The organism is Pontibacter sp. JAM-7, from assembly GCF_048548695.2.
GTDB lineage: Bacteria > Pseudomonadota > Gammaproteobacteria > Pseudomonadales > Balneatricaceae > Neptuniibacter.
The window spans coordinates 167,176-179,423 of the sequence record NZ_JBLYIF020000002.1; the positions used below are offsets into that span (position 1 = coordinate 167,176).

General features: G+C 50.1%; 16 protein-coding genes. 13 read left to right on the forward strand and 3 right to left on the reverse strand.

Annotated elements, in window-relative coordinates:
- Positions 1 to 1,006 precede the first annotated feature (1,006 nt).
- Together ACFVYJ_RS03050 and ACFVYJ_RS03055 are read left to right on the forward strand one after the other, a co-directional pair.
- Positions 1,007 to 1,786, forward strand: a complete 780-nt coding sequence (locus tag ACFVYJ_RS03050) for a LexA family protein (protein WP_419413778.1) — start codon at positions 1,007 to 1,009, stop codon at positions 1,784 to 1,786.
- 162 nt (positions 1,787 to 1,948) lie between these two features.
- Positions 1,949 to 2,461 carry a DUF4760 domain-containing protein gene (locus ACFVYJ_RS03055; protein ID WP_419413777.1) on the forward strand — a complete coding sequence of 171 codons (513 nt, stop codon included), beginning with the start codon at positions 1,949 to 1,951 and terminating at the stop codon, positions 2,459 to 2,461.
- 176 nt (positions 2,462 to 2,637) lie between these two features.
- Here the strand turns inward: ACFVYJ_RS03055 and ACFVYJ_RS03060 are convergent, their stop codons facing one another.
- From ACFVYJ_RS03060 to ACFVYJ_RS03070, 3 genes are all read right to left on the reverse strand, one after another.
- Positions 2,638 to 2,925: a hypothetical protein gene (locus tag ACFVYJ_RS03060; RefSeq protein WP_419413776.1), complete on the reverse strand. Its 288-nt coding sequence runs from the start codon at positions 2,923 to 2,925 to the stop codon at positions 2,638 to 2,640.
- A gap of 70 nt (positions 2,926 to 2,995) precedes the next feature.
- A complete protein-coding gene (locus ACFVYJ_RS03065; RefSeq protein ID WP_419413775.1) occupies positions 2,996 to 3,604 on the reverse strand; it encodes a hypothetical protein in 609 nt (202 codons plus the stop codon).
- A complete protein-coding gene (locus tag ACFVYJ_RS03070; protein WP_419413774.1) occupies positions 3,601 to 4,155 on the reverse strand; it encodes an HIRAN domain-containing protein in 555 nt (184 codons plus the stop codon). The genes ACFVYJ_RS03065 and ACFVYJ_RS03070 overlap by 4 nt, the downstream gene beginning before the upstream one ends.
- A gap of 230 nt (positions 4,156 to 4,385) precedes the next feature.
- On the opposite strand from ACFVYJ_RS03070, the gene ACFVYJ_RS03075 reads away from it, so the two are divergent.
- From ACFVYJ_RS03075 to ACFVYJ_RS03125, 11 genes are all read left to right on the forward strand, one after another.
- Positions 4,386 to 4,736, forward strand: a complete 351-nt coding sequence (locus ACFVYJ_RS03075; protein ID WP_419413773.1) for a helix-turn-helix transcriptional regulator — start codon at positions 4,386 to 4,388, stop codon at positions 4,734 to 4,736.
- Positions 4,737 to 4,832: 96 nt separating this feature from the next.
- Positions 4,833 to 5,183 (forward strand): hypothetical protein, encoded by a 351-nt coding sequence (locus ACFVYJ_RS03080; protein ID WP_419413772.1) that lies wholly within the window; start codon positions 4,833 to 4,835, stop codon positions 5,181 to 5,183.
- Positions 5,184 to 5,190: 7 nt separating this feature from the next.
- Entirely contained in the window at positions 5,191 to 5,601 is a 411-nt protein-coding gene (locus tag ACFVYJ_RS03085) for a hypothetical protein (protein WP_419413771.1), read from the forward strand.
- Positions 5,598 to 5,888, forward strand: a complete 291-nt coding sequence (locus ACFVYJ_RS03090) for a hypothetical protein (protein ID WP_419413770.1) — start codon at positions 5,598 to 5,600, stop codon at positions 5,886 to 5,888. The genes ACFVYJ_RS03085 and ACFVYJ_RS03090 overlap by 4 nt, the downstream gene beginning before the upstream one ends.
- Complete coding sequence (locus ACFVYJ_RS03095) at positions 5,888 to 6,163, forward strand: hypothetical protein (RefSeq protein WP_419413769.1); 276 nt, start codon at positions 5,888 to 5,890, stop codon at positions 6,161 to 6,163. Before ACFVYJ_RS03090 ends, ACFVYJ_RS03095 begins: the two co-directional genes overlap by 1 nt.
- Positions 6,164 to 6,260: 97 nt before the next feature.
- Positions 6,261 to 7,088: a PD-(D/E)XK nuclease-like domain-containing protein gene (locus ACFVYJ_RS03100; RefSeq protein WP_419413768.1), complete on the forward strand. Its 828-nt coding sequence runs from the start codon at positions 6,261 to 6,263 to the stop codon at positions 7,086 to 7,088.
- Between the two features lie 9 nt (positions 7,089 to 7,097).
- On the forward strand, positions 7,098 to 8,159 hold the full coding sequence (locus ACFVYJ_RS03105; RefSeq protein WP_419413767.1) for a hypothetical protein: 1,062 nt from the start codon (positions 7,098 to 7,100) through the stop codon (positions 8,157 to 8,159).
- A gap of 3 nt (positions 8,160 to 8,162) precedes the next feature.
- A complete protein-coding gene (locus tag ACFVYJ_RS03110) occupies positions 8,163 to 9,236 on the forward strand; it encodes a DUF1351 domain-containing protein (protein ID WP_419413766.1) in 1,074 nt (357 codons plus the stop codon).
- A gap of 59 nt (positions 9,237 to 9,295) precedes the next feature.
- Positions 9,296 to 11,002, forward strand: coding sequence for a DNA cytosine methyltransferase (locus tag ACFVYJ_RS03115; protein ID WP_419413765.1), 1,707 nt, complete (start codon positions 9,296 to 9,298; stop codon positions 11,000 to 11,002).
- Between the two features lie 150 nt (positions 11,003 to 11,152).
- The gene (locus ACFVYJ_RS03120) at positions 11,153 to 11,386 is read left to right on the forward strand and encodes a hypothetical protein (RefSeq protein ID WP_419413764.1); all 234 of its coding nucleotides are present in this window, start codon (positions 11,153 to 11,155) and stop codon (positions 11,384 to 11,386) included.
- A 90-nt stretch (positions 11,387 to 11,476) separates the two neighbouring features.
- The gene (locus ACFVYJ_RS03125) at positions 11,477 to 12,208 is read left to right on the forward strand and encodes a hypothetical protein (RefSeq protein WP_419413763.1); all 732 of its coding nucleotides are present in this window, start codon (positions 11,477 to 11,479) and stop codon (positions 12,206 to 12,208) included.
- The last annotated feature ends 40 nt before the right edge of the window (positions 12,209 to 12,248 follow it).

Sequence of the window (12,248 nt, forward strand, 5' to 3'; positions counted from 1 at the left end):
AACCTGCAAGGAATGCTTACAGGTTCGCTTATGTTTGGTGCCAGCCGCCGGGCGTCACTCCGGCTTAGTCCGCTGCTGCAGCATCAATCTATGACCTCGGCTGCACCTTCTTGCTGGCTGGTTGTTGCGATGGCCGGTGCTGATCTCCGGCATTGCGGGGTTACGTCGTGCCACATGGGCCTTACCGAGTTATTGCCGCTATCTTGTAACGCATCAGCCTGCGCATTCATCATAACGGGCAGTGGTCTGGTAGATACCTATTGCATGGATTTCTCGCCCAGCTCTATGCAAACCACTCTCCGTTGCCCACGGTTTCAACTGCCCCGCCGTGGGTCGGGTATCGCTGGAGTCTTACAGCCCATCAACTTCGCTGTTAGATGTTCCGCTGCCGATAACGCCTTCGTTTATAGGGCGGTTTGAATTGATTAGCTTCTTCATCCATTCAAGAGTCACTTTCATTCGCCTATCTCCTGTTAAAAATCCCGCCCGAGGACGGGTGTAAGTGCAGATCGCTGCTCCCCTACTTTCTTAAACCCCTTCGCAAAGAGGCTTAAAAAAGGGCTGTCGAAACAGCCAAAGCGCTAGAGCACCAGTGTGAAGCCTGTACAAATCCCCATACCCTTGCCGTCATAAAAGAAACGCCCTGCAGTGGGGATACTGAGGGCGTGATTGTTAGGCGGCACAGATTTCTGGCCAGATACGCTGCCAATCCTCTGGGCGCAATTGCTGCCGGGTAACCAATTTATTAGTTTCAATCTCAATTTGAGCAGCAACCATAGGTGACGCAGGTTTATTGCCGTATGCAATTTGCAGCAAATAAGCCCTGGTTGTTCCAGTCCGCTTAATAGCCTCATCGTCGGCTGATTTGGCCCATGTAAGCAGAGCGTCGTTTCTAATTGGCATAAAGCACATCCTCCTAAACACGCTTAATCATTACCCAAGGGTAATCATAAATCAATACCTTTAGGACATTTACCTTCAGGTAATTTAAAAAGATGATGCTTAAATGGATATCAAATTTATTCGCCGTAATAATTTGCGGGCCCTTCTTCATGCGCTATATGGCGACGCACGCGGCTCAAAACGCCGCTTAGGTGAGGCTGTAGGAATAGATCCGAGTTATATTTCTCGGTGCTTAATGAAGGTGCCAATGAAAAATATTGGCGAGGATCTACGTGATCAGATTGAGCAATCAATTGGCCTGGCAAAATACGAGTTTGATGATCCAGCATTCCCAAATTATGTTTGCGATAGACTGAAACAACTTGGTCACAGTGTTAGCGATGACTACCCAGAACTGATGGCAGACATCCTTGTAGAGACCAATCAGTTAGCACAAGAAGTCCGTGAGCCCTCCAATCTCACATACGCCCCAGATCAGGGCCAGATGCGAAAATATCCAGTGATCAGCAGCGTCCAAGCCGGGGCATGGAAGGAAGCAATTGATCTCTTTCAGCCAGGCGATGCTGAATGCTGGGAAGAAGCAGGCGCTCAGTACAGCGATCAGTCATTCTGGTTACGTGTAACCGGTGACAGCATGACCTCACCGGCTGGCTTAAGCATCCCAGAGGGCTACTTAATACTGGTTGACCCAAACGCCAGAGCTGACAATGGAAGCCTGGTGGTTGCCAAACTTGAGGACAGCGACGAAGTAACATTCAAGAAGCTGGTCATCGATGCTGGCCAGCATTATTTGAAACCACTTAATCCGAATTATGGGACAATCCACATCAACGGCAACTGCAGAATCGTTGGGGTGGTCAGGGAAGTTAAGTTGAAGATCTAAGCTATTCATCAGAAAAGCCGGATATGTAATGTAAGACTATTTTTCTAATACTTTAGTCTAATAGATAAAAAAACATTAACAAAATGTTTTAGACTGGCTGTCATATCAGATAAGCAACAAATCAAAGGGGATTAATTATGCGTATTGCTAACGAAGGACACCGTGACTGATCCAGTAACTTGCACGGTAGAGCTTATCACCAGTGGCCAGTGGGTTTCCCCTCTGGCCATTTTGGTTTCTGCTGGGGTTGGTGCTGCTGTTGCGCTCAATGCCATCAAAACTAACCGCGAAATCGCCAGGAAAAGAGCTACGCTTGACGTGATACTCAAAAGTGAAAGCGATGAGTATTTCGAGCGTATCTATACCGTTTTTTCTTCTGAGCGAAAAAGGTCTTCTGGCTTAAAAACACTTCTATTTGCTGAAACAGACTCAGAGCGCAAAGCGAAAACAGAAGTGGATAATTTTTTGAATCATTACGAGCTTATAGCGATCTCGATCAGGAAAGAAATTCTTGATGAGGGATTCTATAAAAGCTGGATGAGATCAACTTACATCAATCACTTTGAAGACGCTGAAGAGTACATCAAAGATATCCAGAAAACCCATCCAAACGCTTTCAAGGAATTTGAAAGTTTGGCTAGAAAATGGCAAGGGGAATTGCGTAAACAAGTGTAGTCTAGACTACTCCTTCACCAGTTCTCCCCGCACCACTCCAACCTCTTTCGGCGCTTCCACCATCACCCTTATGATCGGGTAGAGCTGCCGCCTTGCAGGGCCGTCATGGTCGCACCAGAACACTATCTGATCCCCTATTCTGACCTTTTGGCCCATTTTTAAGGTTAATACCAGCATCACCGTGTCCAGCTGATCTTCTGCACAGTGCCGCCAGCCACAACCAGCGTCCAGTAAATACCATCCAGTCTGTAATACCAGCGCTCTATCGTGACCCAGCGGGCACAATAATCACGTTTCTGGTCGCCGCAGACGACCTGCTTGTTCACATTTAACGGATTGCCAAAGTGAATCAGCACCTTAGATACAGGTTGCCCCTCCATCACAATGGTGCCATCGGGGGCAGTAAAGCGGGCCGCCTGAGCGTTAATTGAAATCAGCAGTGCCATCGCTGCTATCCATCGCATAATTTTCCTCCTAGTTGGCTGTATCAACCAAGCCATCCATATACCTAACCTTTTCCAGATAATTTGAATATTATCTGCTTGGCGGTAATGGTTTTATCTGCAACTCCAAAACCTTTTGCTCTGCGTAATCATAGTTGCATAAAAATATTTTACGCTCCCAAACACCGTTTTGGCTTCGTATCTCCAGATCTACACCTTTATAACCAACCACCATAGGATGCAGGTTCGGATTATGTAGATAGCTGTTCAAGGATTCTGATAGCTGACGTCCACGCCATTTTCGATCACCAGCAGCATTTTTTATCTCACGTTTGCAGGCGCTCCAGCCGGGCTGTCTATAGCTATGGTCATGAATAAGGCTTAACCAACAATCAAAATCATATCCACAATAACTTCCGTAAACAGGGTAATTTGAATCTAATTTCCATTTTTCCAGGCGTTCTTTTCGGGTGTTTCTCTCTTCTGCCGCTGTTATCTTTAGCTGCCGCGTATCAGCCTCAGCCGCTCTTCGTTCTTGTCGCCTGACATCTCGAAGACAAATCTGTTTTTCTTGATGATTTTGGATTGCATCACAAACCTGGCGGAGGTATTCATTCTCAGAGAACACAGTCGAGGGCCATATTAATATCGCTGACATGCAACAAAAGAAAGTAATTTTCAAGTTCAGCCCATTGATCATCTTAAGCTCTCTTCGGCGGCCTCATTTAAACTCTCGATAGCCCCTTCTGAAATCGTTTTAATAATGGATTTATCGCACTCCAGGGATGCATAAATCTTAACCCCGCCGTAATCACCAGACCAAAACTTTAAGCAATCAACCGATATATCTTTAACAATACCTAAGTCGCTGATTATTTTTGCCATATCTTTTGGCATATAGCCAACTAATCCCGATCTCAAACCGCTTACTGCGTACACAGCTATCGCATTTTTATCATGCTGGTTGTCAGGTTCGGCCATAAGGAACAGCTTTGGTGTGCCTTTGCTGAAATGCTTAAGCACAACTTGTTTGCGATGGCTAACGCCAGCTACGGAAAATTCCCGTACTAATTCCACGGCGTCGATTGCATCACTGTCTGCGCTTATCTTCTGAACATCCAATAATGAATTCGCAACAATTACAATCACAATTGCGATAGGCACCCATATCGCATACCCAATAAACCCCAGTTCAAAGCCCAGTAGATAAGGCGCAACCCAGAGTAGAGCGATCATTCCCCATTGCTTCATTCTAATTCCCTATGTATCAGCCCCGCAGCTCAAGTCTGCCACATCTGAACACCTGAACTTATTAAGAGTTTTTCCTAAAAATCTGTCGAATAACATTAAAGTTACCTTTAGGTATTGATTATTGATTACCCATGGGTAATACTTTGCTTAACAAAAGTGTCTAAGGGTAATCAAATATGATCACACGCACAGCAAATGGATATGCAAGGGACCAGTGGGAATGCACCCCCATGCGTTTGCCATTTGGCGGCAATCTGACCCCCGGTGAGGCGCGTGTGACCGTCTGCCGCATGAATGGCCTGAGCCATAAAGAAACCGCCACAGAGATGCACGTCAGCGCCGAGGCGGTAAAGAAATACTGGCAGAGCATCTATTACAAGTTGGGCATGGCGAAAGCGGATGTGGTGATTGCCATCAATAAATTGATCGACCTGGGCGCACTCCACCGCATGCACCTGCTGATGATGGCGCTGGTATTGGGTGCAGTCATGCAAAACAGCGACCTGGACATGCGCCGCACCCGGGCACCCCGTACCACATACAGAACCGCCCGCACCTACAACGTGGGTGGCCGAGTATGAAACTGATTTACACCCTAACCGCCCTATCCTCGCCAGCTGCGTTTATCTGCTGGGTGGTCTGGGAAATTGGCAACGGAACACTGTGAGGGACTAACCATGACTGAAGCGAGCATTGGAAGTTACATCAACAGCCTGATTTCAGGTATCGACTGGAATCACCCCGCTGACCGTTCAACCGCAGTTGAAGACAAAACGGCACAGGTAATGAAGCACTGGGATAAGGGCCAGCCTTTTTACGCTGCCGGCAGCTATCACCGCGCAGAAGATGCCTTTGAAGCGTTTTATCAATCCGAAGGATTTAACCGTGCGTTTAAGCATGCTGACACCATGACCTCAGAACAGCTCATGGCAGCACACACCCAGCACCACCATGACCGGGAAGCGTTTATTCGCACTCAGGCCCGCAAGGTGGCGATTAAAGCCATTAAGTCAGAATCAGGAATTTGAGGTGACCATGTATATCGCAAACCCGCAGGCCGTTTTCAGCTATGCCGCTGAACTGTTCGTCACCAAATCCTTGATGGTGGGTGATCTTGAACTGACCCGCAAAGGGGTATCTGAGGACAAGTACTGGATGGACAAAGACACGCTCACCATCGCCAGACTGGATACCAGGCATGCCCTGTTTTCGGCGGCTGAGGTTCTACTGCTCACCGAAACCGGCTGTGTAGAAGACCTCTACCCGCGTGTAGATGACGCAGAAGACGATTTTGCTGTGCTGAGCAACAGAGGTGATGGCGTCCAGATCGCTATCAACCTGCCACGCATACAAGCCTGCATCCAGTTATTCAAAAAGCTGAACTGCGTACAGGCTGTGCTGATGCATTTTGATGAACTGCAGGAACAGGACGGAGAGGCGGCATGAGCGAACCAAAATTTACGCCGGGCTCATGGTCTGTTTTTTCCACAACAGAGCAGCACGGGAAAGTGATAGAGCAATCTATTGCGCACGGAATAAACATCTACAGAGACGGGCCTGAAGGCATGGTTGGCAAGGTAACAACAGGCAACAAAGCCGATGCCAGCCTGATTGCCGCCGCGCCTGATCTGTACGAAGCGCTTGAAGCCTTCGTTATGCACGACTTCGTATCAGACCCAGACATGCTTCTGTATCACGCAGAGAAAGCACTGAATAAAGCCAGAGGTTCCTAATGAACACAATCACCGAAAAACTTTGCACCATCCAAACGCTGGCCATTGAAATCAGCCAGGCAAACATTGCCCATGTGTTCTGCGACTACTCAGGCCACGTTGATAACCTAACGGTCTATGCGCATCCGGCAGACGTTGAGTACCAAGATGGCTTTACCAGAGAGCGGATTATTGATGATCGGATTTATCTGCAGGCGGATGAAAAATTATTACACCGCAAGCTGGATCATCTGATTGCTGATCTGACAGCGCTAAAGCAAGAGGCTGCGGCATGAAAATCACCGTCCTGAACCAGCGGTCAGCTCAGAAACTTATTGATAACGGCTACCGCGTTAAATGGATTCGGCGCGGTACAGAACAGGAGAACGCAGCATGAATGCGCCAGCAAATCCGTTTGATATACAGCAGGACAAGACCGGCGTATTTCCCGGCATCCCTAATGCCGACTACCACGCAGGCGAAGGTCTGAGCAGTTCCGCCCTTAAACTGCTGCTGAAGTCGCCTCTGCACTACAAGCACCAGTACATCGACGGCAACCGGACTGAATCCACAGCCGCCATGCTGATGGGTTCACTGGTGCATACGATGGTGCTGGAACCAGACGAACTAGAACACGATTACCTGATCATCGACGCCAGTACACGCACCACCAAGGCATACAAAGAAGCGGCTGAATTCGCAGGCAACCGCACCCCGGTATTGCTCACAGAATTAGACAGTGCCGCCGAAATTGCTAACGCGGTACTGGCTCACCCTACCGCCGCCAACCTTCTGCGCGGCAGTCAGAACGAGCACTCGGTTTACTGGATGGAGCGCGATGGCCTGCTGTGCAAATGCCGTCCTGACATCTGGCGTCCTGATATTGGTGTGGTTGCGGATCTGAAAACCACAACTGATGCCAGCCCCGGCGACTTTGCCAAACAGATCGCCAACCTTGGCTATCACATCAGTGCTGAGTGGTATTTGCGCGGTATCGAGAAAGCCACCGGCACCCGTCCAGATACCTGGGCATGGGTGGTTGTTGAGAAATCAGCTCCATTCGCCGTACAAATCTACGAAGCCGATAGCGACATGCTGGCTAAGGCGGCTGACAAAATCGATGCCGCTCTGGATTTACTGGCTGAGTGTCAGCGTACCGGCCACTGGCCCGCCTATCAAGACGGTATCCAGAAAATCTATCTGCCAGCCTGGGCAGCATAAGGGGAACCCATGAGCAACGTAGCCACCATGCCGCCGCAAGAGAATCCGTTTGATCGCCCAAAACAAAACGAGGCTATCAATCAAGGTGCTGTCGCCATCGAACAAGAACGCGCCATCGCTGAAGCCCGTGGCCAGATCCAACTGGCAAAGATGTTTCCGCGTAGCATCAGTGAAGCAACCGCAGAACTGCTTGACGTGTGCAAATCACCAGAGTTCGCAGAATCGGCCTTCTACTCTGTGCCTAATCGCGGATCAGGTCCGTCTATTCGGTTTGCTGAGGAAGTAGCTCGGGTGTACAGCAACTTCCAGTACGGGCACCGGGAGCTATCGCGTAGTGCCGGCAAGTCAGAGGTGGAAGTGTATGCATGGGATGTAGAAAAGAACAACCGCTCAACCCGCCAAATCACCGTGAATCATGTGCTGGATTACACCGACAAGAGCACGCGGAAAAAGATGTCACGGCCTCTACATGACCAGGCAGACATCGATAACCGCATAGCCAACATCGCCAGCAAACAGATGCGTGGTCGTATTCTCGCACTGGTCCCTAAATCACTGGTTGCTATTGGTATTGCTGAGTGCCGCAAAACACTTGCAGGCAACAATACAGAAAGCCTGAAAGACCGCACCAGCCGTATGATCGCCATATTTTCAGTTTACGGAATCAGTGTGGACATGCTTGGCAAATACATCGGCCACAGCCTGGACAATGTCACCACTGACGATATTGCCGATCTGACCGGTGTTTATAACGCCATCAAGGAAGGGGCTCGCATCAGTGATTATTTCGAGAGTAGCGCTTCAGAATCAAGCACCAGCCTGAGCGCAAAACTGGAAGCCCCAGCAAAGACACCCGCACCTGACATGCCGGACTTCGGTGATGTAGAGACAACGCCGGTGGCTGCCCTGCTTGAGCATCTAGCCAACTGTTCATCAGAGAAAGATCTGAATGAGTGGAAGGCTGAAGCAACGAAATGGGCCGAGGGAAGCATCGAGCGCACCCAGCTGATCGACGCCTACAAAACCCATAAATCCAACCTGCAGCACGCCGCTGCTAATCAGGAGGCTTAACCCATGTCTGCAGCAGAAAAACTTGAATACGAAGCCGCTGATCAGATCAGCGTAATCTCAGTCCCAGCAAAGATCAGCGTGAACTATGAAGAGGTTCGCGCCCGCCTGGAGCAGGAACTGGAACGGTACGATGTAGTGGTGACTGCAGAAACCCTGCCGGGTGCAAAAAAGCTGGCCACTGAGCTGAACAAAAACGCCAAAGAGTTCGATACCCGGCGCAAAGCTGCAGTGGAGCAGGTATCTGGCCCGATCCGCATGTTTGAAGACCAGATGAAATCACTGGTCCAGATGTGCAAAGACGGTCGCCAGAAGATCCTTGATCAAGTGCAGAAGTTTGAGGACGAAACTCGTGCTGCGGTACTTGCTGAATTAACCGTCTATATGGACCAGGAATGGACCGAGCATGGCGTAAAAGAAGAGTTCCAGCATGCCACCATTGAGGATCTGATCAAGCTCACCGCTCTTACCAAGACAGGCAAGCTGACGGCCTCTGTTGCCAACGAAGTAAAAGCCCGCGTGCAGGCTGACAAGGCCCTGCAACAACAAACCGAAATGCGTCTGGTGCAGCTGGAAAACCAGTCATACAAGGCCGGTCTTGCCGCCCCACTCACCCGGGCACACGTTGAAACCTTCCTGTTTGCAGATGACAGCCAATACCAGATTGCCCTGGATAACGTCATGGCGTCAGAACTGAAGCGTGAAGAAGTCGCTCAGGAACGTATGCGCCAGAAAATCGAGCAGGAAGAGCGCCGTAAGGCAGAAGCCATTGCTGCTGGCGAACGGATGAAACAAGCAGAAGCTGCTCGGGAAGAGATCAAACCATCGGTTGTTGCCGAACCACAGCAGCCTGAGCCTGAAACTCAGCAGCCAGTACTAGCGCCACCACCTGAATCGGCCACCCGGAAGTACGCAGTCGGCCCACTCACAGAACCGGCCAGAGCAACCATCATGGAATGCACCTGGGAGCGTGTTGCACAACAGGCATCAGCCTCATATGAAACTCCATTTGGGATTTGGGTGCCAGGCGAATTGATCGCTATCGGCTGGCAGGGTCAATTGATTCGGAAAGCCGCCTAATGCCCTGCCCAACCTGTATAGACGGCATCTGCAGCAGTCTCTGCTTGAAAGGAAAAAGGATGAACGCAATCAATTCACACTTCACCACCCAGTACGGGCTGCCGCTCGACCAGGTAGACCACGAGATCAACGTGGATTTGTTCGCGGGTGGCGGCGGAGCCAGTACCGGGCTGGAGATGGGGCTTGAACGGCCAGTGCATATCGCCATCAACCACAACCCGGCAGCCATCAGCATGCACCAGGCAAACCACCCGGGCTGCCTACACCTGCAAACTGATGTATGGGAGGTTGACCCGGTGCAGGTATTGGCTGGCCGGCACATTGGGTGGTTTCATGCCTCGCCGGATTGCACTCATCACAGCCAGGCAGCAGGCGGGCAACCCCGTAAAAAAGAGATCCGCGACCTGTCATGGGTGGTATGTAAATGGGCAGGCATTGCCAAACCCAGAGTGATCAGCCTTGAGAACGTGAAACAGATCCGCCAATGGGGACCGCTCATTGCTAAACGCTGCAAGCAGACTGGGCGGGTCATTAAAACCGATGGCTCTGTTGCACTGCCCGGCGAGCGCGTCCCACGGCAAGAGCAGTATCTGGTGCCCGATAAAAAGCGCAAAGGCAAAACATGGCAGCGATTTCTGCGAACGCTTCAGAACCTCGGCTATACAGTGGATCATCAAATCCTGAAAGCCTGTGATTTTGGCGCACCAACCAGTCGTGAGCGACTGTTTCTGGTAGCGCGTTGTGACGGTGAGCCGATTGTTTGGCCTGAGCCTACCCATACCGCGACGCCAGACAAAAAGAAGAAGCAGCAGCCCTACCGTACTGCGGCAGAGTGCATTGATTGGTCCATTCAGGGTGAAAGCATCTTCACCCGCAAGCGACCATTAGCAGAAGCCACCCTGCGCCGGATTGCGAAAGGCATTAAGCGGGAAGTCATCGACCGCACAGAGCCGTTTATTGTGCCGATTGCCAACTGGAGTACAGAAACAATCCATCCGACAGACCAGCCACTGAACACCATTACAGCCTGGCCTCGGGGCGGATCGTTTGCATTGGCCAGCCCAGTGTTGACACCGTTTTATGGCGGAGAAGTGAAAGGCAACAGAGCCCACTCAATCAACCAGCCGCTGCGAACTCAAACTACAGAAAATCGGTTTGCACTGGCGACTGCATTTCTGGCTCAGGCCAATGGCGGCTTTAACGCTACCCATAGCAAGCCCGCAGACTGCCCGCTTTCGACAATTACAAACACCGGCAGCCAGCAGCAACTGATCGCTGCCCACCTTCTCCACCTGCGCGGCAACTGCGATGCAAGAGCCGTAGATTCACCTCTGCATACCATTAGCGCAGCGGGGCAGCATCATGGACTGGTAGAGCTAAAACTATCGACAGCAGATAAAGAAAACGCCCTACGCTGCGCAGCGTTTCTAATGCGTTATTACGGTGAAGGTGGTCAGTGGGGGCAGCTTACAGACCCAATGCACACCCTCACCACCAAAGACCGCTTGGCGCTGGTGACTGTCTGGATAAAGGGCGACCCCTACGTGATCGTTGATATATGCCTGCGCATGCTACAGCCGCATGAACTCTATGCAGCACAAGGCTTTCCGGATAACTACATCATTACCCATGGGCATGACGGGCGAAAGTTCACCAAAAGCGAACAGGTGCATATGTGTGGTAACAGCGTAAGCCCGCCACCCATGGCCGCTATCGCAAGAGCCAATAACCCATACCTGATCAAACAGGAGGCATACGCAGCATGAAACCCACCTACTGGTGCTGGCGTTCATATAGCCGGTATGTGAATAGGAAGAAGGGATAACCCTTCAGTAACCGGAGAGGTCCGGTGAGCGAGTACAACGAGCGTCGACGCTTAATTGCGTTGTTATATTTTCCACGGGGACAAGACAGTCATGTTCGGGATATTTAAAAGAGCGAAGAAGTTAGAACAGGAAAATAGAGAGCTTAAGGCGATTATCAATAGTTATGAAATGCCTCTAAAGCTTGATCTTGGTGTAACTCAAGGCGAGTGGAGCGAGTTAAGCGAGAAGGAGCAAGTTATGAGAATGCGTAAGCTTGATTTGGTTTTAACGATGAAGAAGACGCGCCGATGGGACTACTCAAACAACTGCGCAAAATTGGATTAGTGGATAAATATAACCCACGGCTTAGCTGTGCGAGGCGCAGCGAGCATCTGATTACAGCCGATTGTTATGTGCAGAATTACGGGAGATCCCATGAGTAGAAGAATAAGCTGGTTTAGCTGCGGCGCGGCAAGCGCAGTGGCAACAAAGCTAAGCACCCCGGATGTTATCGCTTACTGTGAAACAGGAGCAGAAGATAAGGATAACAATCGATTTATGCTTGATTGTCGGCAATGGTTTGATCAAGAAATCATCACTCTACAGTCTGAAAAGTACATAGATACTTGGTCGGTTTGGGAGGACAGAAAATACATTGCCGGGATAGCTGGCGCACCCTGCACAAGCGAACTAAAGGTAAACCCGCGCCTTGCATTTCAAGAAGCTGACGACATTCATATTTTTGGCTATACGGCTGATAGCGGCGATGTTCGCAGAGCAAAGGCGATGCGTGAAAATTGGCCTGAGTTGAATATAGAAACGCCGCTAATCGATAGAGGATTAACCAAAGCTGCATGCTTAGCAATGGTGATGAGCGCTGGGATTGCCGTACCTATTGTTTATGAGAAAGGCTTTCCGAATGCTAATTGCATCCCTTGCTGCAAAGCTACTTCCCCCGATTATTGGGCATTAGTGCGCAAGGAATACCCTTCTGAATTTAATCGAATGGCTGAACTATCTAGGAAGTTCGGCGCACGACTTGCAAGAGTCAAAGGGGAACGAGTTTTTATTGATGAAGTGCCAGCGGATCAGCCAACAACTGAACCACTGGCACCAGAATGTGATTTTTTGTGCAGCTTAGTTGAGAGCGACTTACTAAGCGCATAACCCACCTAAACAGTGGGAGGAACGCAGTGACGATCCACTG